Origin of the sequence: Clostridium sp. UBA1652 (assembly GCF_002320975.1) — a bacterium.
GTDB lineage: Bacteria > Bacillota > Clostridia > Clostridiales > Clostridiaceae > Clostridium_T > Clostridium_T intestinale.
The window spans coordinates 132,287-153,935 of record NZ_DCLI01000066.1 but is presented as its reverse complement, the minus strand read 5'-3'; the positions used below and the strand labels follow the sequence as shown (position 1 = coordinate 153,935).

Sequence of the window (21,649 nt, the reverse complement as noted above, 5' to 3'; positions counted from 1 at the left end):
GATATTTTAGAGATTCACTATCTAGAGCTTCCAAAATTGTTTGAATCTAATATTAAAAAGAATGAAGATGAGGATATAATACAGTGGATGATGTTTTTGGAGACTAAAAACAAGGAGGGATTTGAGATGTTAGCAAAGAAAAATGATAAAATAAAAAAAGCTTATAGTATACTTGAAGTTATAAGTAAAGATGATATAAAAAGAGCTGCTTATGAAGCAAGAGAAGCAGAACTTCACGATCAGATGACAAGGTTAAAGTCGGCTAGAGAAGAGGGTATAAAAGAAGGTATAAAAGAAGCGACAGTAAAAAATGCTAGAAATTTCTTGCTGATGGGATTGGATTTAGATATTGTTGCTAAAGGTACGGGGTTAACTATTGAAGAAGTCAAAGCTATTAAAAATGAACTAAGTTAAAGTAAATAGTATTATAAGACTGCCATTTGGTGGTCTTATTTTTATGCTATAATAGAAGTGTTATTTTCAACAAGGAGGGGCAAATGGTGGAAAGAACATATGAAGTTAAAAGTAGTTTTAAAGATGGAGTTATAACTTCAATACCTGTGGTAGTTGGATATTTTCCAGTGGCAATGGCTTTTGGATTGTTATCTAAGTCAACAGACATATCACTTTTAGATAGTTTTCTGTTTTCGGTGTTTGTTTATGCAGGTGCAAGTCAGTTTATGGCTTTAGACTTGATTAAAGCTAGTATTGGGACAGGTAGTATAATACTATCAACATTTTTACTTAATTTGAGACATGGAATGATGAGTGCATCTTTAGCTTTAAGGCTTAAGAATGTGAAAAGAAAGTGGCTTTATTTTATTGCTTTTGGGGTAACAGATGAGACTTTTTCTATTTCATCACTTAAAGAGGGAGAACTTAATGTTCCATTTTTATTAGGAATGCAAGGAATGTCCTATGTATCATGGATATGTGGAACAATAGCTGGGTACTTAGTCGGAACTATACTTCCAGAATCGCTTCAAAGTAGTTTGGGGATTGGTCTTTATGCAATGTTTATTGCAATACTTATGCCAGAGATTAAAAAATCTAGTGGAGTTTTATTTATATCACTTATTTCCGGGGGAATATATTTTTTAATATCTTATTTTAAGATAATTCCAAGTGAATGGAGTCTTGTATTTACTATAATCGTTGCTACTCTTATTGGTGTTGTTTTAATAAAAGAGCCAGAGGAGGAAGCAAAATGAAAAGTTATTTAGTTCTTATACTTGGAATGATGTTAGTAACTTATATACCTAGATTAGTTCCATTAGTTGTTTTATCTGATAAACCTATTAATCCAATGGTTGAGAGATTTTTAAAATACATACCCTATACTGCATTAAGTGCACTTATAGTTAGAGGGGTTATGGAGTCAAAAGGAGAACTTTTAGTACCAACATTTGTTGGACTAGCTGCATCAGCCATATGTTCATGGGTAAAAGGAAGTTTGATATTATCAGTTGCAGTTGGAATAGTTACTTCTTTAGTTGTTATAAGTTTGAGATGATTTTTTTGATAACTTGATGGGCCTTTTCATGCCTTGATGAACTGAGTATTTAGTTTCATGTTCGATATCAAATATTAATAGTAATTTAAGGGGGAGTTTTAATGGAATTTAGAGAAAAAGAAATAAAACTAAAAGATGGTACAACTTGTATTTTAAGAAGTCCTAATGAAAATGATGCAAAAGAGATGATTGAATATCTAAAGATTTCATCAGATGAAACACATTTTATGGTTAGATATGCTGAAGAAGTTGATATTACAATTGATAAGGAAATAGAATTTCTTAAAGATAATCTAAATAGTAAAACAAACATGATGATTGCGGCATTTATTGATAATCAAGTTGCAGGTAGTGCTGGAATCAACTGTGTAGGTAATTATATTAAACAAAAACATAGAGCTGTGTTTGGAATTTCTATAAAGAAAAAGTATTGGAATAATGGGATTGGAAATGAGCTTATTAAAGAAGTAATCAATCAAGCAAAGGAAATTGGGTATGAGCAGATTGAACTTGGAGTGTTTTCTGATAATGAGAAGGCGATTGCATTATATAAAAAGTTTGGTTTTGAAGTGTGGGGTAATGTAAAAAATGCTTTTAAACTTAAAGATGGAACATATCATGATGAAATCATAATGGGGAAAATGATATAGAAGTTAAGGTATAAAAGAGTGAGGAGAAGATAGTATGATACAGTCAATTGTGCATATAGCTTTAGTGGTAAAAGATTATGATGAGGCAATAGAATTTTACACTAAAAAACTTAATTTTGCATTGATAGAAGATACCTATCAAGAAGAGCAAGACAAAAGATGGGTGGTAGTATCTCCACCAGGTTCTAATGGAACAACAATATTACTCGCAAGAGCATCTAAAGCTGAACAAGAGCCTTTTATAGGAGATCAAGCAGGAGGAAGAGTTTTTCTGTTTTTAGGAACTGATGATTTTTGGCGTGACTATAATGAAATGAAAAAAGAAGGAATAGAGTTTGTTAGAGAACCTAAAGAGCAGGATTACGGAATAGTTGCGGTGTTTAAGGATCTATACGGTAATTTGTGGGATTTGGTTGAGTTTAATGAAAATCATTCTATGTTTAAAAGAGTTAAATGATAAAAAAGTATCCACTATATCACCAGACTTTATTATAGTTATATTATAATTATAGAATGGTGGTGATAAAATGAATACTTATAAAACATCTGAGGTTGCACATGCTATTGGAATTCATCCAAATACAGTAAGGCTTTATGAAAAATTTGGACTTATTCCTAAGGCAGAGAGGAAAGCAAATGGGTATCGTGTTTTTACAGATTTTCATGTTGAGCAGATTAAACTTGCAAGAACTGCTCTAGAGATCGAAATTGTGCAAAATGGTCTTAGAAAGCAAGCTATTTCTATTATAAAGACTTCTGCACTTGGTAAGTTTAATGAGGCATTTTATTTAACTAAAGACTATCTTGAGAAAATTAAAAATGAACAGAAAAATGCTGAAGAAGCAATAGAAATTACACAGAAATTATTATCAAATAAAGTTCAAGAAATAGGTACAAAATGTTTTACTAGAAAAGAGGCTGCTGATTATCTTAATGTTTCAATAGATGCATTAAGAAATTGGGAAATGAATGGTTTGCTTAATGTAAAACGAAAAGAAAATGGATATAGAGTGTATAGAGATGAAGATCTTAAATTGTTAAAGATAATACGTTCTTTGCGCTGTGCCAATTATTGGTATTAGTATAAAGTAGTGGACACACTAAGACGAACTAAGTAAAATGATATTTAGTTAAGAAAGGATGTGTCCAATATGGGAAAGGGCAAAAGATACGATCAAGAATATAAAGATATGATAGTGGACTTATATAAATCAGGAATGATCTTAGCAGAGCTAAGTAGCGAATATGGCATTGCAAAATCAACAATTAACGGATGGATTAAAGATGTTAAAAAAATACATGTAGATGATAATGACGTTATGACATTAAAGGAAGTTTAGGCTTTAAAAAAAGAAATGGCAAGAATTAAAGAGGAGAATGAAATATTAAAAAAAGCTATGGCCATATTTGCAACAAAAAATTAGATGAAGTAATAGAATTTATAGATAGCAATAAAAGTAACCATGATATTAAGACTATGTGTACCGTTCTAGGCGTAGCCAGAAGTACGGATTATAAATCTTTTGATAAATCTAAATCATCAAGAAAAATAGAGAATGAGGCATTAAACACTGCTATTAAAAGGATATATAAAGATAATAGAGGGATATATGGAGTTCCTAGGATTCATCATATACTTGGTATAGAAGGCTTTAAAATATCATTAAAGAGAGTTCAAAGACGAATGAATGAACTTGGTATTTGTGCAGTAACTGTAAAAAAATACAAGCCTCACTCGAGTAAAAAAGTAGCAGAAGGGTTAGAAAACGTTTTAAGGAGAGATTTTACTACTACTTCTATCAATGAAAAATGGGTAGGAGATATTACATATATTCATACTATCAAAGATGGTTGGTGCTATTTAGCTTCAGTTCTTGACTTACATTCTAAAAAAATAATTGGCTACGCTTTCGGTAAGAGAATGACTAATGATTTAGTTGTTAAAGCCTTAAAAAATGCATATTATAGCCAATCTCATAATGAAAATAAGCAACTAATATTTCATAGCGACTTAGGATCTCAATATACTAGTAATGATTTAAAGGAACTATGTAAAGAGTTTAATATTATACAATCATTCAGTAAAAAAGGTTGTCCATATGATAATGCTTGCATAGAATCTTTCCATTCATCAATAAAAAAGGAAGAAATATATAGAAATACATACCGCACCTTCGAAGAAGCTAATATGGCTATTTTTAAATATATTGAAGGATGGTATAACAGAAAAAGGCTGCAATCATCACTAAATTACATCACACCACATCAATGAGAATTATTAGCTAGAAGTGCAGCATAAAAAGTTTGACTTTTTGTGTCCAAGATATTGACATAAGACCAAAGTTACCCTATGGCTCTTGTAATATTTCCAAAGAAACGAATAATAATTATTGCCAATATTAGCTGTATGTGATTCGAAATAACTGAGAACCGCATCATTTTTTCCTCAATTACGGATTGGATTGTTGCAAAACGTTTTTCAATACTTCCATCTTTTTTATACGCAAAATTATATCACGAAGTATAAATATTATCTTGTTCAGATTATAAAAGTTTATCAATTTTATTCCTAGACTCTTTGCTTATTATATTATGAATTTGGTGATAAAAAGACCTATATACAGATACTCTTATTCTGTTTGATGCCCTTACTAATGTACTAAAAGCTGAGAATTCATAATGCTACCGTATTAATTCTTCAATGCAAACATTTATAAGATCACAGGGTTCAGCCTTCATTCTTGCCGAGGTGCCAATTGCTTTTACAAAAACATGCAGTGCATCTAAGCCATAAGGTTTAATATTTAAATATTCACTAATAACTTGAACATGCATTAATCTTGTTCCTGATTTATTGTAATTTTCAATATCCCATGAAGGAATAACAATATTAGTTATCTTAGAGATATGTTGTATTATCGTTTGTGGGACATTTACTGGAGATACGAAATATCTAAGTCTTAGAAAGCTTTTAAGCATAATTAGAAAACAAATTTTTGCATTCTCACCATGGATAACTTTCTGAGAAAATTTTATTTCCTCTTGTGTTGGGGTATATATGTAATTTAATTCTTTTTCAGAAATATTGCTTTTAAATCTTGGATATACCGTTTCATGCACTTCAGGCATAAATAACAGAATCCTTTGTAAAAAAAAATTATAAAATTTATAGCTTTTTCGCTCTTCGGTAGAAGGTTCCTCTATTCATATTTAGTTTACTCATTGCCTCAACTGCAGTAATTTCTCCATTCTTCCAATTCTTTATTACATTATCCCAATCTTTTGGGTTTTCCACTTTTGGGCTGCTAAATTTTTTCTCTTTAGATGTGCAGCTGCAATTCCCGCATGTTGCCGCTGAAGAGTACTTTCTCTTTCTAGTTTAGATAGCGCACCAAATATAGTTAAAACAAATCGTCCTTGTGGGGGGGCGGTATCTATACTCTCCTTTAAAGAACTGAGATCTACCTTTTTATCTTGAAGTTGATGAACTATAGAAAGCAAGTCTCGTGTACTACGAGCAAGACGTGATATACTTTCTATACACAATACATCGTCTTCTCTAATATATTCTATCATTTTTTTTAAATTGTAATCTCTCAATATTTTGACTGAGACTTTTTCAATGAAAAGTTTTTTGATTCCTAACTCAGATAATGCTAGTTCCTGCCTGTCTGTATTTTGCTCTATTGTAGATACTCGGATATAACCTATTTTGAACATTGAGTAATATCTTCTTTGTCAGATTTTTATTAGTCGCTTGCAGGATTCAGCAAGCGACTAAAAGTTAACATGGTATTGAGGAAAATACATAATTTGGTGGGGAGTGGAAGTAATGAGTTATAAAAAATATTTGGTTAATCAACATGATATAACATACAGACTGCGTAGCAATCTGCCTTGCAACTATAAGTATGTACTATAAGAACTAACAGTAGCTAAGCTTAGAGGTATTTTAGGAACAGATATTAAGGGGCCTACACTAAAGGGGTTAGAAGAAGGGAGCTAAAAGACTCGGATTTGAAACTCGAGCTATAAGAGTGGACAAGAGAATATAATTAAGTGAAAGAAAAGTTGTAAAAACATTAAAGTAATTTTTTAGAATTATTATTTATTATTTCAAGAAATGAAAAATTACACACTAAAAGTTAGGAAATGTATTGACATAATAAGTGTTAATTTGTAAAATATTACTTAATAGGAAGTGAAAGTAGAGACAAATATAATTAAAATGATATTTACGTAAATTGAAAAAGTAACATCCGCTTTCTAAGTTAAACGGAAATTAGTTATGCAAGGAGTTTGATATAATTAATAACGATATTTGTCCTTAACATATTAGGAGGATTAATTATGTCAAATAAAGATTTACTCAAAGGAAAACACCTTAAAATAGAAGATCGCCTTATAATTGAATATGGGCTAGATTAAAACTACACATTAAAAGAAGTTGCTGAAAGAGTTAAGAAGGACCCGATGACTATCTCTAAAGAGATTAAGCGGAATAGAGTTCTTAAATCAAGTAAACGAAGAGAAGATAATGTACAATCCTACTAGAACCGAAAAAGTTGCCTTAAAACAAACTTGTGTAATAGTAGTTGTGGCACACGAAGTGGCAAAGGTCGTCTCACTTTTATGTTTTGAAAATGTTCGTTAATGCTAGCTTTTATTATAGATAGCTGTAGTCAGCTGGCTGTTAGAGACATCATGGAAAAGTTATATGAGCTGTTAGGGCATGAAGTATTTAAACGTAGTTTACCTGTTATTCTAACAGGTAATGGCTAAGAATTAAAAAAAACAGAAGCTTTGGAACTAGATACTGAAGGAAATCTTTTAATAATAGGTCTTAAGGATATAGTGCTTTAATGATTGACCATATTAATAGTGCAGAAAGGACTAATTTAAATGGAAATATATCATTCAAACTAACCCTAATATTGTTAGATGTTTCATTACTAGACAAGCTATTATTAAACATATTTATGAAGATGAGTTACATCTAAAACCTGCACTATTTAATAAAGAATATATCAAAAATCTAGGGCAAGTGTCATATGCGGTGAATTTGGTACTATCATATTATGAAGTAGTATCAAAAGTTTATGAAAAAGCTATGTAAATTTTAATTATAGATAAAATTTGTATTAAGTTGGATAAAGCACCTCAAAAAAATGCACAATCGGGGTGGAAAGATAAGATTTTTAGGCATGACAAAAAAAGCTACAACAAGTGAAAGTTTAAAAAATATCTTAAGCAGTAGCTTGGTTTACACAAAAATTTTCAGCTGTTTGAATTAGCTTACACCACCGAGCTGGCATAGTAGAGAGTTTTTCTAACTCAGGTAGTGGAACTGGAACTTTATTGTTAAGATTCTGATTGGGTTTCAAGAAATTAAAGTAAGTAGTAAATACAGAAACATAGGTTAGAGAATCATTGTCACTTTTAAAGCCACGAGTACTACGAGAGTTCTCTTAAAGAACGGTAGCTCATCTACTTGAAGTTTTCTATACTCTTTTTTCACTGGTTCATCTTTTTAGGTGTAAACAAAACCTTTCCGGTAAGAAGAATATATAGGGTATTATAAGTAAATGTAGCTGATTAATATATTGAATAAGAAGATAGTTAACCATGTTAATAGATTGTCTCCCTTCTGGAAGATGTTTTTCTTTTCGCAAACTAAAAATACATACTTTTTGAGGAGGAAGCAAGATATTTATATAAGAAAGAAGAAAAATCAAGGGTTATTGAGCAAAAGCATATTAAAACTTTTGACAATACCTATCATGAAGGGGGGGAATTAATATGAAGAGAGAATATCAATCGCCTGCATCGGTAAGACTTACAGGTAAAGACACAGAATATGGATTAATTGCTGCAGCTGTTGTTGTAATTGGTATAGGACCAGTTTGGATCTGGTAATAAGTAAGAATGCTACCCTTCTGTTTGTTATTCTAGGTAGACAAGAGGGTAGCATTGAAATTATGTTAACGGAACAATGCTGAACAATTGAAATGGGGTATTCAAATAGTCTAAGAGAAAATTTGAGAAAGGATAATAATCCAACGCCTCATATGAGGATCATTGGATTATGCGTAAAGATATGATTCATATAACACCAAAGGTAAAAGGTAAAATTCGAAAGGAAAAATGGGGGGGGTTATATTATTTTAGAGACTTAGTTTATATAGATGTAGTAAATGAAGTTGCATACGAGATTATTAGTAGATGTAATGGGGAAAAAACAGTTGCTACTATTACAGAAGAAATCGCAGAGCTGTTTGATGCTCCGATTCATATGATAGAACAGGACGTTGCATCATATATCAATGCATTAATATATGCAGGACAAGTTACCATACCAGGAATATCAGAAGAAGAACTTACGAAGATAAGAAACAGTGCGACAAAAGAATGTGAAGAAAATTTAGTAGAGACAACAGATTCACAAGATGAAAGAATTCAAAAGGTATTGAATGGAAAAGGTATTTTAGGGGTGGCACCGAATGAGTTATCGGCACCGATTAAAGTACTGATTGAATTTACACACAACTGTAATTTAAAGTGCGTGCATTGCTTTGCAAGTGCAGAATATTGTGAACAGACACCAGAAGGATATTTAGAAGGTGAATTGAGTAAAGAACAGTGGTTTCAAATTATTGATGATATAAGTGAATCAGGTGTATTCGATGTATTTGTATCAGGCGGAGAAGCGCTGATGCGTAAAGATATTTTTGATATCATGGACTACATAGGAAAGAAGGATATGGGATTTTGCCTATTGTCGAACACAACATTAATTACAGGTGAAATAGCACAGAAATTAAAAGCTACCAAGTGTTATAAAATAGAAAGTAATTTAGATGGCTATAATCCAGAAACGTATGATGCGTTTAGAGGTGTAGATGGCGCATTTGATGCAACAATAGAAGGAATAAAAGCTTGTTTACGAAATGGAATTGGCGTTCGATGCAATTTAACAGAAACTAAAATGAATGCAAATTATATTAAGAAAGTCGTAGAAGTTGCATATGACATAGGAGTAAGAGAACTTTGTGTTGTACCGTTAGAGCCAGGCGGAAGAGCAAGAGAAAATTGGGATGAGATTAGCTTATCTATAGATGAACGAATTGCAATGAAAGAGGTTTATAAGGAAATCTCACAATGGGTAGAAGAAACATATAATAATGAATTCTTCTTTGCAGCACCATTGGATATTTATCAGGTTGAGGAAAGTCAGTGGGTAGATGTATTTAATCCAGGACGTTTTTATCCAATTTGTGGTGCAGGAAAATTACATTGTTCCATTGGACCAAAAGGTGACGTAATGGTATGTCCAACAGCAGGAGTCACATTGCCAATTCATCCAGGAAACTGCTTAGAAACGAATTTTAAAACAATATGGCAAGAAGGGGATATCTTTAAAGAGATACGAGATATTAAAGTTGAGCCATGTGTAAGCTGTGAATATAAAAACTGCGGTGGAGGATGTGCCGTTCGATCTCATATGAAATACGGAAAGGTAAATCAAGGACCAACGGATTTTTGTAAAAAGGTAATTGTGAGTCACATAGAAAAGATGAAAGGAAATAAGAATGAATGTTACAAATAATGTAGGATTTAATACAGACTATATCTACCAACACTTTTCGGAAGAAGATTATAGACAATTTCCTGAATATTTTATTGCACCAATTAATCTTGTGTGGGAACTTACCGCGGAATGTAAATCAAACTGTCAGTATTGTTTTGGTGGCTTTCATGAAAAAATGGAACATGAATTAAGTAAGGAAGAACGAATTGCCCTAGCCAAAGAGATTGTAGCAATGAAAGTGTTTAATATTACTTTAAGTGGAGGAGAACCACTTTTATGCGATCAATTACCAGAAATTGTGGATATTCTTTATCAAGGAGGAGTAAATGTAATTATATGTACCTCTGGATTTAACATGACTGAAGAGTTGGCGGAAAAATTAGTGCGTTCTTACAAAGTGGGATTCAACATCTCCATGGATTCGTTTCACAGCGAGAAAAATGATATTGCCCGTGGAAAAAAAGGTGCAAGTGAGGCAGCGATTCATGCAGTCAATATCATTCGAAAAGTAGGAGGAGAGCAGGTTCCTATCTCACTGGAATGTGTTCTAACGAAAAATAACCTAGAGGATATAAACGAGTATATTGAAGAAGCAAGGAAACTTGGTGTTCTAGGAGTCAAATTTCAACCAATGATTGCCATTGGAAAAGGAAAACGAGTACAGGATATTGCACTAGACGTGCAGGAAATCGAAGAAGCAGAGAAAAAGATTCGAAAACTATATCAGGAAGTATATCAGGAATTATTAAGTGGAATACGCGAAGATTTTCTACACATCGATTTTGTAGATCAATCCAAGCATATCACATTAGGGTTAAAAACAGGGATTAATTGGGGTGGAATTATTGAGCCCGATGGAAGATTAAGACCAAGTGGATACTTAGATATTGTTTTTGATAACTATAAAGACTTTGGGAGTTATCAAAAAATGTGGGATGAAGGCTTTAAGCAAGTGTGGAATCATCCATTTTTTGTGAGCTTACAAGGAAAAGTAAATAACGTAAAGGATATCGAAGCAGTAAGTGATACACATCAGATCCATGGCATCACATTAAAAGTGGAATATATTAAAAGAAGTGAAGAATGAAGGTGAAAAAATGATAAAAGAAGAAGTAAAGGCGGTTAAAATATTTGGAAATAACATAAAGACCAATGCAGATATTTTCAAAGACAACGATCAGGTTTTGTATCAGATTAAGCAAGCACAAGAAGCAGGAATTATGCCAAACGCATTGAATGCACCATTATTTGTATTATGGGAACTTACAGCCAAATGTCCACAAAATTGTATCTATTGCTATAATGAATCACCAAGACGAGTTGATGAATTATGCTCTAAGAGGATTTTTGAAATTGCAGATGAGATACTTAAGATGAAAGTGTTTAATATCTGTATTACTGGTGGAGAACCAACGATGAATAAATATTACTTTGAATTGGTGCGCTATTTGGCTATGGGCGGTATACAAGTAGGAACTGTTCTTAGTGGTGCAAATATCAATGAAGAACGTGCGAAAATGTTAGCAACGTATTTGTCTGTCGTACAAGTAAGCTTAGATGGATCCTGTGCAGAAATCCATGATAAGTTGAGAAATCGAAAAGGGTCCTTCGATGATGCTGTGAATACAATTAAGCTCTTTGTAGGATTAAGAATGGATGTAAGCATTTCATTTGCCATTACAAAGTATAATGCCGATGATTTAGAGAATGTGTATTATTTATGTAAACAGTTAGGTGTTTCCTCAATTCGTCTTCAAAAATTAGCTGTTTCTGGAAAGGTAAAAGGACAAGAAGAAAGTGTCTGCGCAACAGAGGAACAGTATCAGCACATTTTTGAGGTGATTGAAAAGTATAAGGGTGATGGATATATTGATTATGCGGATCCGACCGTACATATTAATGTAGGAATGGAAACAGAAATTGCAACATTAGCTCGTATTACTGCAGAAGGTGATGTTTGTATTTCACCATACTTTTCCGCTGTATTTGGGAACTTGAAAGAAGAATCTTTTCGAGATTGCTGGAACCGAATGAAAAAAGGCTGGAAGAATCTAAAGATTAGAGAGTTAATTGGAACCCATGTTATCTGTGAAGATGAATGTATCTATGATAGAATGCCAAACAAAATCTATATTGGAGGGGAAGAGAATGAATGATGAGATGCACCCTGTTAGAGAGAATATAAGATGGCGTTGGGATGGAGAAACAGGAGAGTATATTACCTATTTGAACCGAAATTCAGGTGCAATTAGTATTATGAATCCAGCTGGAGCTTTGGTGTTCTCTTTATCAGATGGAACGAAAACAGTGGCAGAGATAATTGATTATATACTAGAAGAATTTAGGGCACCAGATCGTGAGATTGTTGCGAAGGATGTTCGAGATTTCTTAGATTATATGGAAAAGACAGGTGCAGTTAGAATGGAGATGATGAATAATGAATAACAGTACAATATATCCTAAGAGAGTTCAGTTAAGATGGAGATTTGAGGGAAATTTGAATGAGTATATTGCATATCATAATCCATATACGGCGACGATTAGTATTTTAAATCCAGTTGCTTCTGAAATGTTTAAATTGTGCGATGGAGAAAATTCGATTGACGATATTGTACAACAGATTGAAAGTATGTTTGATGCACCAAGTATTGAAGTAATTAAGAATGACGTTGAAAATTTTGTAAGCTTTTTAGAGAAAATAGGAATTATCATAATGTTAAGTTCAGAAAGGAATTAGAAATGTTTACATTAAATTCACCAGCACAAATCATTTGGGAAATCACACAAAAGTGTACGAGAAGTTGTGAGTTTTGTTACAATCATTCCTCGGAGGTGTGTAAGACACAGTGTACGGAGGCGAAAATCGATCATGTCGTGGAGCAAATCATAGAATGTAATCCAATGGAGGTTATCCTAACTGGTGGAGAGCCGTTGGTTTTGGGCGATAAATTGATTGATATCATTCAAAAGATCAAAGCAGAAGATATTTCGGTCACCTTGTTTACTAATGGAGATTTGATGAATGAAGAAATGGCAGAAAAGTTAACATGCTGTGATTCCATCGTATTGACCATGACAGATAGCAAGAATGCCATGATAGGAGAAGACTCTTTTGAACATGTAATGAAGAGTATTGCACTGTTAAAAGAGGTTAAAATTGAGGTTCGAATTCTATTTACTAACCATATATTAAAACAGGTCGAAGAGATCATGAGCAAACTGAGCCATTATAAGAATATTAAAAGTATCGGTGTGATGCCTTTTATCGATACAGGCAGACAGGATATGAGAGAGCTCATCGTAACGCAAAACGATTATAATGAATTTATCATTGAGATGGCTGAATTGATTTCCGATTACAAAGATGATTTTCAAATCTATTATGTGGACGATAGCAACGATTTGAAAAATGTGATTCGAAATAAACAGTTTTACTTCACCGTATACATTCAAGCTGACGGTGAAGTTTTAGTGAATCAGTGGTTGAGAATTACCGCAGGAAATCTTCTCAAAGAATCCTTGCTGGATATTTGGAATTTAAAGATGAAGAACTTCTATTATAAAGCAGAAACGCGGGATTACTTTATGACGTTTCGTAATTTAAATGAAGAAGGCAACGAATACGTAAGAAAGGATGAGCTCATACCGATAGAAAGGATATTCGACTGACAAAAGAATGCAGAGAAAAAGAGATGAGGTTATTAGATGAGAGTTTTAATTACATTTGTTCCGCCCGTTTTTAATAGTATTGAGTATAAGGGAATGGTTTCGCAAACATCATCAGCTATTTTTTTATTAGGAAATATATTACGAGTACACAATATTGAAACCAATATCGTAGATCCTTATTATATTTTAGCCAAAAACTATATTGGAAAAGAAAATATAGATTTTAGTGACTTATTAAAAGATGTAGATATTGTATCCCTTTCGTCTAATTCATTTAATTGGGGAACTACATTAGAATTCATAAGAAATATAAAGAAATGGAATGACAATATAAAAATTGTACTTGGTGGAATTCATCCTACGAAATTTGATCAATATACGTTAACTGTATCAGGTGCTGATGTTGTAATACGTGGAGAAGGAGAGAGGGTTCTTCCAAGTGTTATTAAAGGGTTACGAAAGAATGGAATAAATGGAGTAAAAGATATCACAGGAGTCACTTATCGAAATGAAATGGGGGAAGTAATAAGAAATCCACAGTCAAAATTGTTGACGGTAGAAGAATACAATCATATACCATTTCCAGAATATGAGGAGATGCCACATAACTTCTACTCATCGATTCCATTAGAAACCTCTAGAGGCTGTCTTTTCAACTGTATTTTTTGTGGAGTGAATTATCATAAAAGTTTTCGAGAACTATCCGTAGAGAGAGCTTGTCAAAAATTTGATCATATCAAACGGATAGCTGAAAAGAAGACAAGAACAGGAAGTATCGTTTTTTGTGACGACTGCTTTACATGTAATAAGGAGCGAATGCGAGGCATTTTCGAACATATACAGAAAACAGATGGAAATTATCAGCTGATGATCGAAGGGCGTTTGGATGATTTGTATCAGTATGAATATCTGGACGAAATCCCTTATAAAAAAATAGGAAGATTTTTAGTTGGTATTGAAAGTGGATATGATGAAGGATTGAAAACGGTACGAAAAGGGTATACAACAAAACGTATAGACAATATATTTGAGCATATCAAATACAATGCGCTTGTAGAAAAACTATATTGTTCCTTTATCATTGGTTTTCCATGGGAGACGAGAGAGGAAATTATGAAAACAATAAAGTTTGCAGCACATTTGGTGCAAGAATATGGAGTTGCATGTAGCGTAAATTGGTGGAGTATTATTCCTTCAGAACTATGGGAGACTCGTAAGCGATATGGTATTAAATGTGATGAATCACTATTTGACGAACCAGAATGGTATAAGATGGAGACAAAAAGTAACTTAGAACAACGAATCTTTTTTGAGACACATCCGAACATATCAATGCGAGATAAAATGATAATAGATGAATTGTTTCTGCTTTATGCAAGTATAGGGATTGAATTACAAGTAAAATAAGAGGATTTTCGATTATGAGTGAAGGGAATGATGAAATGAAGGTTCTTTTGGCTTTTTTGCCACAACAATGCGATTCTCATAAGCAAAGATGGTCCAATGCTCAGCCGCCAGCGGCAATTTATTTATTAAGCTCTATATTAAGAAGCATAGACATTGAGACGTGTGTTTTAGATCCCCTATTTTTTGTTGATAAAGAGGTAATTGGAGGGACTGAAATAATATCAATGGAATGTTTTGATGACGTGGATATCGTAGGATTATCCTCAAATTCATTCAATTGGGCCAATACAAAGAAGTTTATTGAATTTATAAAGGAAAGAAGACCAGAGATAAAGATAGTGTTGGGTGGAGTGCATCCAACCTATTTAGACGATTATGTAATACGAAGTACATCAGCAGATATTGCGATTCGAGGAGAAGGCGAAAAGACAATTACGCGTGTAGTGAAAGCATTGCGAAGTGGGAAAAAAGATGCCTTAGAATCTGTTTTAGGGATTACATATCGTAGTTCCAATGGACAAATTATACGTAATGCAGATGCACCGATGCTGACAACCGAAGAATTTAATCAAGTAATCCATGTGGATTATAAGGAAATGCCAAATAATTTTTATCGTCTACTTCCATTTGAATCTTCCAGAGGCTGTTTATTTGACTGTTCCTTTTGTGGGGTACCATTTCATAAAAGTTGGCGTCCACTTTCTTTGGAAAAGGTGATTGAGAAATTTGATTATACATTAGATGTTGCGTATAAAAAGATGGCAATACCAGCGGTTGTGTTTGGAGATGATTGCTTTACCGTAGATAAAGAGCGTGTAAAGGGAATCTTTAAACATATTAAATCTCTGAGTGGGGATTTTTATGTCAACCTAGAAGGTCGATTGAGTGATTTGAAAGATACAAGCATTATGGATGACTATCCAATGGAGCATATGATGCAATTTTCCGTTGGAATTGAAAATGGTTATGACGAAGGCTTAAAACTAAGTAAAAAAGGATATACCGTTAAAATCATAGATCAACTGTTTGCAAATTACAAAAATCGTCCTGACATACTTGGAAAGATACAATGTTCCTTTATTATCGGACTACCATGGGAAGGAGTAAAGGAATGTATCAAGACTATACAGTTTGCAGCATATCTAACAGAAGAATATGGTGTAAAATGTAGCATTGCATGGTGGTGTATAATTCCATCTTTACTATGGCAGCAAAGAGAACAGTATAACATCCATGTAGACGAAAGTCTGTTTGATCAGAATTACTGGTATATGCCAAATGTTGAAACAGAAGCAGAGAGAAAAAGATTTTTCAGTTATCATCCCAAATTGACTATGAAAGATCGTGAGAAGATAGATTCCATCATTAATCTATATTACAATAATGGAATTAACCTAACTCAACGTTAAAACACAGATAAAGGATTGAGAAAAATGAATTTAACAAGTATGGATTTTCTAGAAGTGACACGTTCTGTTGGTTGGAATGAAAGAGTTATGAAAGAGTGTTGTAAGTATATGAGTTGCATTCCAAAGCCTTCAAAAATAATAGAATTAGGATGTGGAAATGGTTTTTTTTCTAACTATGTTGCCGAATATTTTTCGGAATCAGAAGTCACGGGTCTTGATATAAATTGGAGATTGATTCAAGACGCAAAAGTGCTGTGTACGAAGAAAAACGTCCAGTACGAAGCAGGAGATGCAACTGCAACAACCTATGCAGATGACACATTCGATTGTGTCTATACACATCTTGCGTTAGTAGATTGTCAAAGGCCAGAGGAAATTATGAAAGAGGCATTAAGGATCACAAAACCAAGAGGTTATGTATTCTTTTTTGAGCCAATCTATCAAATCGATTTTTTAAATACGTATTTCTCTTTCCTAAAACAAGAAAACATTGAGATGCTACAAAAGCTCTATAAAATAATGTTGATTGACCTTCCGAAAAAAAAAGGAATTGATCGAAAGATAACGATTCAAATTCCAAAGATATTAGAGGACTTTGGATATCAAGATGTTGGAATCCAAGTGTTTCATACCTATTTACAAAGTAGTGATATCGATGATATTCAAAAAGAAACGTGGATGGAACAATCTATCAACTTTATTAAGAGCTATCCAATGGTAAAGCGTAATCTCGAGCAGAATGACTTACTTATGAATTTTACAAAAGAGGAAGCAATGGAAATTCTGGATCTAGAATTAGAGGTTGCGACGAATATTGTACGAGATGAAAAAGGACTTAGTGGAATGTCTTTTTTTTGCGTAAGTTCTATGATAGGATTTAAAGTACAAAAAAGATAGAAAACTTGCCGACGCTCATAAAGCAGAATAATTCTATGAGAAAATACGGTATCGTGAGGTAGATGATGAAAACATTATTAGTACATTGTGCAAGATATAATAACATTACACCTGTAGTTACGATGGGACTTTGGGGATTAGCAGATGTGATAAGTCATGCAGGGGCAGAATGTGAGGTAATTCATACCGGGGTGGAACAGCAAATCACAGGTAACTTTTGTATTGAGAATTATATTACATCCGATGTCGAAATAGTAGGTTTCTCGGCCCATTGGTTTCCTATGTTGCAAGAATGTTTAGATTTGGCCAAGCGGATTAAGGAATCTTATCCGCATGTCTTCATTGTATTTGGCGGATATACAGCAAGTTTGTTTGCAAAAGAAATTGTAAAAACGTATGAAGCAGTAGATGCTATCATTGTAGGAGATGGAGAAGTACCATTTGAACAATTAGTAAAACAATGGATCGGGAAAAAACAGAATTTAAAAGAAGTCACCAATCTAGTATACAAGCTAGAGTATGAAGTTTGTGCCAATCCAGTGGATTATGTTGCGACGGCACAAAGCATACGCAACATTCAAATGGCATCCATGGATAAATACCTTAGGAACTATGAATGGGCAAAACACAAAGGGATTTTTGATTTACCTTACGGTGGATTCTGCAACTTCCCAGTAGAGCAATTTTTAAAAGAACCAACCTTTTTCTTATTAACAGGAAAAGGCTGTCATGTAGATTGCTTATATTGTGGAGGCGGAAAAACTGCTCAAGAACTTATCAATCATAGAAAAACATGTATGTTTGTTGAGGATGAACAAATCATAGAAACCATTGAAGATGCTCAGAAGTTAGGTTATAACAATTTTTATGTGTGCTATGACCCAAAGCCATATAATGCAAGATATCATAGTTGGCTAAAAAGAATACGAGAGAAGAAACTGGATATCGGATTGATGTTTGGATTTTGGGCATTGCCTACGTTTGAACAGATAGATGAATTTGTAGCAACGTCCGATAAACTATTATTTGAAATATCACCAGAGACGGCATGCGATGAATTGAGAGGAAGAGTGCGAGGATTTACGTTTCAGAATGAGGATTTCTATAAGACGTTAGGTTATCTATATGAAAAGAAAGTATCCACATTAGTCTATTATACGTATCCATTGATGTTTGAGCGTGTCGAAGACGTCAAGTTAACGAGAAGAGACTTTTGGAAGATAAATACAATGTATCCAGCATATATAGAAGCGTTCTATATGAAACTGTCTACGGATCCAGGTTCTCCTGTTTATCAGAAGCCAGAAGAATATGATACATCCTTGATTGTGAATTCTTTAGAAGATCATTTGAAACTCTGTTCATCCACGAATGATGGAAATATTATGATCCATAAAATACATTCCATTGCAAAAGAGGTACAAGATGAGCTCTATAATCGAATTATATTAGATACGTTATTTAAGTGTACATTTCGAGTATATGTAAAAGAAATTGTAAGAGCATTTGAGACCGTTGAAGATTTTATAATATTTATGGATGCTTTCTATGATGAAAGTGGATTTGCAAAAGACTATTTAAAACACAAAGATAAGCTGCTTATGCAAGGGGAATTCATGATCTCTGCATTTCAGGAATACGTTCTAGCAAATAAAGAAAAAGCAAAAACGTATCTTCCAGATTTGATCGCATTTTATAAGGCAATGACGATATTCGAACGAAAAAATACCAGTTTAACAGATAAGAATGGACTTGTATTGTGTGACAATGTTAATATCTGTAGCACCGATTACGAGATATATGAAGCAGTAAAAAAGATTGAGAAGAAAGAGTTTTGTGAGTTTGAGCAACTCCGTCAAAGTGAGATGTATCTATTTGTGAAAGTAAATGAAAAAGTAGATGTTTTTGATATAAATGATGCATTTTATCTGCTGCTAGAGCATATAGGCAAAAAACCAGGAGTTCAAAAAGAAGAGTTATTGCTACTAACATCACAGGAATTTACGGATGAAAGTGATGAGCTTGAAATGATATCAAGTGAATTATCCGTAGTGGTAAATTCCTTATTGCAACAAAAGATTATTCAGTATGGAATAGATAGATGAAAGGAGATTACAATTATGATTCGAAAAGCAACCGAAAGAGAAGTACAAGAGATTGTGGATTTTGTAATAAATAAAATGGAGGATTCAGAGTTAAAAGGACAGCTTCAGCGTATCTATGGTGATGCCAATGCAGTAAAGATGAGAATCGCTCAAAATATTGAAATCATTCATTTTTACAAAGAAGAGGATAATATAGTAGGGATTATCTCAGGAATATCCAACAAATTAAGTAATCCGAAAAATGACAGTTGGTCAATCGCACTGATGCATGTATTACCTGAGTATAGAAATCAAAAAGTTGGTAGTCAGCTCTTAGATGCTTTTGAACAAGATGCAAAGGAAATGGGTTCTTATAAAATAAATACGACAGTCATGAGTGAAGACATAAGGACGCAAATTTTATTCATTAGTCGTAAATATAGACAAGAAGGATACATTGAACACGGAAGAGAAAAAGGGGCAGACGTAGTTTACTATGGAAAAAGTCTTTAGAATATAAAAAAGTATAGGAGGATAGTATTATGTTACAGCACATTACATTATTGATACCGTTGGTGGTTATTCAGCTCGCATTACAGGCATATTGTTTATTTCACCTGTATAAAAGAAAGAAAGTTCGTTTTGAAAAGAAATGGATTTGGGCAATAGTTATCTGCTTGTTTTCATTGGTGGGACCACTGGCATATTTATTAGGGGGAGGTCATGACGAATAAATGAACGCAATAGAGGTAAAGGAACTTTCCAAAGAATATGAAGGAAATTATGTTGTGGATCATATTTCGTTTTATGTACCAGAGGGCTCTGTATTTGGATTTATAGGGCCCAATGGAGCTGGGAAAACGACGACATTAAACATGTTAACTGGGTTAAGACAAAAGACCAGTGGAAGCATACGATATTTTGGAGAAGAGGTTGATTTTAAGAAGTTAAAAACACGATTTGACTTTGGGTATTTACCAGATGTTCCAGGATATTATCATTGGATGACAGCAAAAGAGTTTCTCTATCTGTGTGGAAAACTTTTTGGAATGGAAGATTCCGTGTTACAAAGCCGTATTAATATGCTGTTAAAAGAAGTTGGGTTAGAAAACAATGACAAAAAGCTCTCCAGTTATTCTAGAGGGATGAAGCAAAGGGTTGGAATTGCACAAGCGTTGATTCACAATCCTAAGATCATTTTTTTAGACGAGCCAGTATCTGCTCTAGATCCGATTGGGCGAAAAGATATCATGGATATCATACGCAACCTGTCTAAAAATGTAACGGTATTCTTTTCCTCTCATATTCTATCCGATGTGGAAACGATCTGCGATCGAATCGCTATTTTAAATCATGGGAAAATCGAAGAGTGTGACACCATTCGAAATGTAAAGAAAAAATACTCCGTGGAACAGCTGTGTTGTGAAATTGCTAAGGGAGATGTAACGAAACTAGTGAACTTAGTCAAAGAATATGAATGGGTGAATAAAGTTGATCTATTGGATGAAAGACGTTTTGTGATTGATACTAAGGATATAAAAGAGACACAACAAAGGATCATGAAGCTGTCCGTAGAAGAAGGTATTTACTTTCAAAATTTTAGCGTAACCGAAAAAAGTTTAGATGACATTTTTATGGAGGTGGTCACAGAAAATGAGTAATAAGAGGTATTTGATAAAAAAAGAAATATGTGAGTTATGGAAAAGCAAGAAAATATTGATTATTGCCACGGTGTCCATACTCATAGCAGGAATCAGCCCATTCTTGGCAAAATATATGTCCGATTTATTATCGCTACTTGCGTCCACCTCAGGACAAGAAGTAGCGATTGTATTTCCAGAACCAGTTGTGAGCGATGCATATGCACAGTTATTTAAAAATATAAGTACCATTGGCATGTTTGTGTACATATTGGCGTTTTGCGGAACGGTGGTAGAAGAGAGGAAACAAGGAACAGCCACTTTAATATTAACAAAAAATGTTACAAGAGTATCTTTTATCGCTTGTAAATATATTGCCATATTTATTACATTTTTAGGAGTATATATTATAATGGGTGGTATTTTTGGGCTCTATACGACGACACTATTTGAAGATTTTGCATTGCAACCTTTTGTGGTATCCATGCTGTCCTATTTATTATACTGTTTCTTAATTATTAGTATAACGATACTATTTAGCACGATAAGTAAAAATATGTCAATAGCAGCAATGTTATCAATTGTTGTATTTTTTGTTACAGACTTAGGAAGTTATGTTCCATATGTGGGAGATTATTTACCTGGAAGTATTAAAACAGCCATTATTCACTATATAGGTGGTGTATCATCGCGGAGCTCATTAGTTTGGTTAAGTATAGAAAATGTAATAGGGATATTGTTGATTAGTATGATAAGTTGCATCATATTTAATAAACAAGAGAGTGTATAACG

Annotated in this window: 21 protein-coding genes and 2 pseudogenes; 21 read left to right on the top strand and 2 right to left on the bottom strand. The window is 33.3% G+C overall.

Annotation, left to right across the window (positions count from 1 at the left end; genetic code table 11):
* From B3N22_RS13500 to B3N22_RS13470, 7 genes and pseudogenes are all read left to right on the top strand, one after another.
* The coding region (locus B3N22_RS13500) for an Rpn family recombination-promoting nuclease/putative transposase (protein WP_286907916.1) at nt 1-414 on the top strand (414 nt) is incomplete at its 5' end.
* 83 nt (nt 415-497) lie between these two features.
* A complete protein-coding gene (locus tag B3N22_RS13495; RefSeq protein WP_286907914.1) occupies nt 498-1,211 on the top strand; it encodes an AzlC family ABC transporter permease in 714 nt (237 codons plus the stop codon).
* Complete coding sequence (locus tag B3N22_RS13490; protein WP_286907912.1) at nt 1,208-1,513, top strand: AzlD domain-containing protein; 306 nt, start codon at nt 1,208-1,210, stop codon at nt 1,511-1,513. Before B3N22_RS13495 ends, B3N22_RS13490 begins: the two co-directional genes overlap by 4 nt.
* A 101-nt stretch (nt 1,514-1,614) precedes the next feature.
* The gene (locus B3N22_RS13485) at nt 1,615-2,163 is read left to right on the top strand and encodes a GNAT family N-acetyltransferase (RefSeq protein ID WP_286907910.1); all 549 of its coding nucleotides are present in this window, start codon (nt 1,615-1,617) and stop codon (nt 2,161-2,163) included.
* A 34-nt stretch (nt 2,164-2,197) separates the two neighbouring features.
* Entirely contained in the window at nt 2,198-2,620 is a 423-nt protein-coding gene (locus B3N22_RS13480) for a VOC family protein (RefSeq protein ID WP_286907908.1), read from the top strand.
* Nucleotides 2,621-2,690: 70 nt separating this feature from the next.
* Nucleotides 2,691-3,236, top strand: a pseudogene (locus B3N22_RS13475) (MerR family transcriptional regulator); the annotation flags it as partial.
* A 78-nt stretch (nt 3,237-3,314) separates the two neighbouring features.
* Nucleotides 3,315-4,435 (top strand): annotated as a pseudogene (locus B3N22_RS13470) (IS3 family transposase).
* 410 nt (nt 4,436-4,845) lie between these two features.
* Here the strand turns inward: B3N22_RS13470 and B3N22_RS13465 are convergent.
* On the bottom strand, nt 4,846-5,292 hold the full coding sequence (locus B3N22_RS13465) for a DUF4158 domain-containing protein (protein ID WP_286907905.1): 447 nt from the start codon (nt 5,290-5,292) through the stop codon (nt 4,846-4,848).
* A gap of 135 nt (nt 5,293-5,427) precedes the next feature.
* The gene (locus B3N22_RS13460; RefSeq protein WP_286907904.1) at nt 5,428-5,883 is read right to left on the bottom strand and encodes a recombinase family protein; all 456 of its coding nucleotides are present in this window, start codon (nt 5,881-5,883) and stop codon (nt 5,428-5,430) included.
* 2,365 nt (nt 5,884-8,248) lie between these two features.
* On the opposite strand from B3N22_RS13460, the gene B3N22_RS13455 reads away from it, so the two are divergent.
* The 14 genes from B3N22_RS13455 to B3N22_RS13395 all read left to right on the top strand — a co-directional run bounded on the left by B3N22_RS13455 (nt 8,249) and on the right by B3N22_RS13395 (nt 21,647).
* Nucleotides 8,249-9,769: a PqqD family peptide modification chaperone gene (locus tag B3N22_RS13455; RefSeq protein WP_286907902.1), complete on the top strand. Its 1,521-nt coding sequence runs from the start codon at nt 8,249-8,251 to the stop codon at nt 9,767-9,769.
* Nucleotides 9,753-10,838 (top strand): radical SAM protein, encoded by a 1,086-nt coding sequence (locus B3N22_RS13450; RefSeq protein ID WP_286907900.1) that lies wholly within the window; start codon nt 9,753-9,755, stop codon nt 10,836-10,838. Before B3N22_RS13455 ends, B3N22_RS13450 begins: the two co-directional genes overlap by 17 nt.
* Before the next feature lie 10 nt (nt 10,839-10,848).
* A complete protein-coding gene (locus B3N22_RS13445; protein ID WP_286907898.1) occupies nt 10,849-11,907 on the top strand; it encodes a radical SAM/SPASM domain-containing protein in 1,059 nt (352 codons plus the stop codon).
* Complete coding sequence (locus B3N22_RS13440; RefSeq protein WP_286907896.1) at nt 11,900-12,196, top strand: PqqD family protein; 297 nt, start codon at nt 11,900-11,902, stop codon at nt 12,194-12,196. Before B3N22_RS13445 ends, B3N22_RS13440 begins: the two co-directional genes overlap by 8 nt.
* The gene (locus B3N22_RS13435; protein WP_286907894.1) at nt 12,189-12,488 is read left to right on the top strand and encodes a PqqD family protein; all 300 of its coding nucleotides are present in this window, start codon (nt 12,189-12,191) and stop codon (nt 12,486-12,488) included. The genes B3N22_RS13440 and B3N22_RS13435 overlap by 8 nt, the downstream gene beginning before the upstream one ends.
* A 2-nt stretch (nt 12,489-12,490) precedes the next feature.
* Nucleotides 12,491-13,420: a radical SAM/SPASM domain-containing protein gene (locus tag B3N22_RS13430; RefSeq protein WP_286907892.1), complete on the top strand. Its 930-nt coding sequence runs from the start codon at nt 12,491-12,493 to the stop codon at nt 13,418-13,420.
* Between the two features lie 36 nt (nt 13,421-13,456).
* Entirely contained in the window at nt 13,457-14,827 is a 1,371-nt protein-coding gene (locus B3N22_RS13425; protein ID WP_286907890.1) for a B12-binding domain-containing radical SAM protein, read from the top strand.
* A gap of 14 nt (nt 14,828-14,841) precedes the next feature.
* Nucleotides 14,842-16,236 carry a B12-binding domain-containing radical SAM protein gene (locus B3N22_RS13420; RefSeq protein WP_286907888.1) on the top strand — a complete coding sequence of 465 codons (1,395 nt, stop codon included), beginning with the start codon at nt 14,842-14,844 and terminating at the stop codon, nt 16,234-16,236.
* A gap of 24 nt (nt 16,237-16,260) precedes the next feature.
* Complete coding sequence (locus tag B3N22_RS13415; RefSeq protein ID WP_286907886.1) at nt 16,261-17,133, top strand: class I SAM-dependent methyltransferase; 873 nt, start codon at nt 16,261-16,263, stop codon at nt 17,131-17,133.
* Nucleotides 17,134-17,198: 65 nt separating this feature from the next.
* Complete coding sequence (locus B3N22_RS13410) at nt 17,199-19,238, top strand: B12-binding domain-containing radical SAM protein (protein WP_286907884.1); 2,040 nt, start codon at nt 17,199-17,201, stop codon at nt 19,236-19,238.
* A 15-nt stretch (nt 19,239-19,253) separates the two neighbouring features.
* On the top strand, nt 19,254-19,730 hold the full coding sequence (locus B3N22_RS13405; RefSeq protein ID WP_286907882.1) for a GNAT family N-acetyltransferase: 477 nt from the start codon (nt 19,254-19,256) through the stop codon (nt 19,728-19,730).
* A gap of 29 nt (nt 19,731-19,759) precedes the next feature.
* Nucleotides 19,760-19,951, top strand: a complete 192-nt coding sequence (locus tag B3N22_RS23715) for a PLDc N-terminal domain-containing protein (RefSeq protein WP_414632232.1) — start codon at nt 19,760-19,762, stop codon at nt 19,949-19,951.
* Nucleotides 19,952-20,878 (top strand): ABC transporter ATP-binding protein, encoded by a 927-nt coding sequence (locus tag B3N22_RS13400; RefSeq protein WP_286907880.1) that lies wholly within the window; start codon nt 19,952-19,954, stop codon nt 20,876-20,878.
* A complete protein-coding gene (locus tag B3N22_RS13395) occupies nt 20,871-21,647 on the top strand; it encodes an ABC transporter permease (RefSeq protein WP_286907877.1) in 777 nt (258 codons plus the stop codon). The genes B3N22_RS13400 and B3N22_RS13395 overlap by 8 nt, the downstream gene beginning before the upstream one ends.
* Nucleotides 21,648-21,649 lie beyond the last annotated feature (2 nt).

Excerpts from the sequence above, each read along its gene's own strand:
- B3N22_RS13425 (WP_286907890.1), top strand. The coding sequence starts at position 13,457 with ATGAGAGTTTTAATTACATTTGTTCCGCCCGTTTTTAATAGTATTGAG.
- B3N22_RS13480 (WP_286907908.1), top strand. The coding sequence starts at position 2,198 with ATGATACAGTCAATTGTGCATATAGCTTTAGTGGTAAAAGATTATGAT.
- B3N22_RS13410 (WP_286907884.1), top strand. The coding sequence starts at position 17,199 with ATGAAAACATTATTAGTACATTGTGCAAGATATAATAACATTACACCT.
- B3N22_RS13495 (WP_286907914.1), top strand. The coding sequence starts at position 498 with ATGGTGGAAAGAACATATGAAGTTAAAAGTAGTTTTAAAGATGGAGTT.
- B3N22_RS13420 (WP_286907888.1), top strand. The coding sequence starts at position 14,842 with ATGAGTGAAGGGAATGATGAAATGAAGGTTCTTTTGGCTTTTTTGCCA.
- B3N22_RS13440 (WP_286907896.1), top strand. The coding sequence starts at position 11,900 with ATGAATGATGAGATGCACCCTGTTAGAGAGAATATAAGATGGCGTTGG.
- B3N22_RS13415 (WP_286907886.1), top strand. The coding sequence starts at position 16,261 with ATGAATTTAACAAGTATGGATTTTCTAGAAGTGACACGTTCTGTTGGT.
- B3N22_RS13460 (WP_286907904.1), bottom strand. The coding sequence starts at position 5,883 with ATGTTCAAAATAGGTTATATCCGAGTATCTACAATAGAGCAAAATACA.
- B3N22_RS23715 (WP_414632232.1), top strand. The coding sequence starts at position 19,760 with ATGTTACAGCACATTACATTATTGATACCGTTGGTGGTTATTCAGCTC.
- B3N22_RS13490 (WP_286907912.1), top strand. The coding sequence starts at position 1,208 with ATGAAAAGTTATTTAGTTCTTATACTTGGAATGATGTTAGTAACTTAT.
- B3N22_RS13435 (WP_286907894.1), top strand. The coding sequence starts at position 12,189 with ATGAATAACAGTACAATATATCCTAAGAGAGTTCAGTTAAGATGGAGA.
- B3N22_RS13450 (WP_286907900.1), top strand. The coding sequence starts at position 9,753 with ATGAATGTTACAAATAATGTAGGATTTAATACAGACTATATCTACCAA.
- B3N22_RS13485 (WP_286907910.1), top strand. The coding sequence starts at position 1,615 with ATGGAATTTAGAGAAAAAGAAATAAAACTAAAAGATGGTACAACTTGT.
- B3N22_RS13405 (WP_286907882.1), top strand. The coding sequence starts at position 19,254 with ATGATTCGAAAAGCAACCGAAAGAGAAGTACAAGAGATTGTGGATTTT.
- B3N22_RS13465 (WP_286907905.1), bottom strand. The coding sequence starts at position 5,292 with ATGCCTGAAGTGCATGAAACGGTATATCCAAGATTTAAAAGCAATATT.
- B3N22_RS13455 (WP_286907902.1), top strand. The coding sequence starts at position 8,249 with ATGCGTAAAGATATGATTCATATAACACCAAAGGTAAAAGGTAAAATT.
- B3N22_RS13430 (WP_286907892.1), top strand. The coding sequence starts at position 12,491 with ATGTTTACATTAAATTCACCAGCACAAATCATTTGGGAAATCACACAA.
- B3N22_RS13445 (WP_286907898.1), top strand. The coding sequence starts at position 10,849 with ATGATAAAAGAAGAAGTAAAGGCGGTTAAAATATTTGGAAATAACATA.
- B3N22_RS13395 (WP_286907877.1), top strand. The coding sequence starts at position 20,871 with ATGAGTAATAAGAGGTATTTGATAAAAAAAGAAATATGTGAGTTATGG.
- B3N22_RS13400 (WP_286907880.1), top strand. The coding sequence starts at position 19,952 with ATGAACGCAATAGAGGTAAAGGAACTTTCCAAAGAATATGAAGGAAAT.